The 1,510-nt window shown below is 42.8% G+C and carries 2 protein-coding genes; both read left to right on the top strand.

Annotated features, from left to right (window positions below):
- Window positions 1-416: coproporphyrinogen III oxidase (locus JMW64_RS13830; RefSeq protein ID WP_201555361.1), on the top strand; the 416-nt coding region annotated here is incomplete at its 5' end.
- Between the two features lie 376 nt (window positions 417-792).
- Complete coding sequence (locus JMW64_RS13825; protein ID WP_201555360.1) at window positions 793-1,263, top strand: c-type cytochrome; 471 nt, start codon at window positions 793-795, stop codon at window positions 1,261-1,263.
- Window positions 1,264-1,510 lie beyond the last annotated feature (247 nt).

Here is a 1,510-nt window from a genome sequence, read left to right as displayed (position 1 = left end):
AATACTTTCATTTACGTCATAGTGATGAGCAGCGCGGTATTGGCGGCTTGTTTTATGATGATGTTAATACTGAGAGTCGAGGCTGGGGTTTTGACACCTGCTTTAACTTTATGCAGGCGGTTGGCAACGGTTATCTTGATGGTATTTTGCCAATCTTTGAAGCTCGTAAAAATGTGCCCTATACTGAAGCAGAGCGTGAATTTCAGCTCTATCGCCGTGGCCGCTATGTCGAATATAACCTTGTTTATGACCGCGGCACGCTATTTGGTCTTCAGAGCAATGGGCGTATCGAATCCATCCTAGTCAGTATGCCGCCACTTGCCAGCTGGCACTATCGCTTCGAACCTGCCGCAGGAACGCCTGAGTTTGAGCTGACAGATTTTTATTTAAAACCTCGTGAATGGTTGACTTTATAGTCCTTGTTGGCATAATAATAAACAAGTGTCTCAGTTTATAAAAAGTGACGCCACTTTAATAAGGTCAGCTTATAGAGCTGGCCTTTATTCTGTAAGCCCTACTCAGCTTTTATAATTGTCTACAATCCTATCAATAGTAGCTATTTTGACAGTACTGCTATATATAGTGATATATACATAGTGAAACGGCATTTTATTTAAGATCAGTATTTGAGGCCAGCATTTGCAGGCCACTCTATAGTTGCTCCAATTTAAAAGAGGTACAAGGCAACTGAGTGCCGATGTATATGCAATACTTCAAGCGAGGTTAACGCTGTAACTTTTTTAAATTGGAGCAACTATAATACTATTAATAACATTTAAAGGAGTAATATACATGGCAAAGGTTCAAGCCCACCACTCATTAAAATCTATCTTCGGCATCACTCTAATGGCAGCAGCTCTAGGCCTGACTGCTTGTAGCAGTCCCGCTGACCCTGATATCAAAGCCCGCCAAGACAGTATGAAAAGCTGGGGCGATGCGACAGGTATCATGGGTGATATGGTTAAAGCCCCAGATACTTTCGATGCTGAGGTCTTCAAAGAACAAGCTGCTTTCTTAGCAGAAGATGCGAGTAAGCCTTGGAGTCATTTTGAAAACCAAGAAGCCGTTGGTAATGCCACTGACGCTGTCTGGAGCAATGTTGAGGAGTTCCGCGCTGAAGCAGATAACTTCCAAAAAGTCACTGCTGATCTAAATACAGTCGCGCAGACAGCCACAACAGTGAAAGATGTACAACCAGCCTTTAAAGAAGTTGGCGCCAGCTGTAAGTCATGCCACACTGATTTTAGAGCCAAAAAAGACTAAACCACTGGTTATGACGTTATAAGCAGACTGCTAAAAAGCCGCCCTATGATAGGGCGGCTTTTTATTAAGTTGGCTCAGTATTACAGACCGTACCTCTTATTGATTGACACGTTCCTGCTCATTGAGTTTATTTACAATCGCTTTTACAGAAGGATCACTCAAATCGATCGTACGTATGGGGAAAGGTATGTTCACCCCTGCCGCATCAAGAGCTGTCTTAATCTCTACGATAACTTGATGGATTGAG

It is taken from the genome of Psychrobacter immobilis, from assembly GCF_904846065.1.
Taxonomy (GTDB): Bacteria; Pseudomonadota; Gammaproteobacteria; order Pseudomonadales; family Moraxellaceae; genus Psychrobacter; species Psychrobacter immobilis_H.
Note: the sequence above shows the minus strand (reverse complement) of the source record. Positions and strands in the feature narration are given on the sequence as shown.

Bases quoted from the DNA above. Each gene is read 5' to 3' on its own strand.
- JMW64_RS13825 (WP_201555360.1), top strand. From the start codon at position 793: ATGGCAAAGGTTCAAGCCCACCACTCATTAAAATCTATCTTCGGCATC.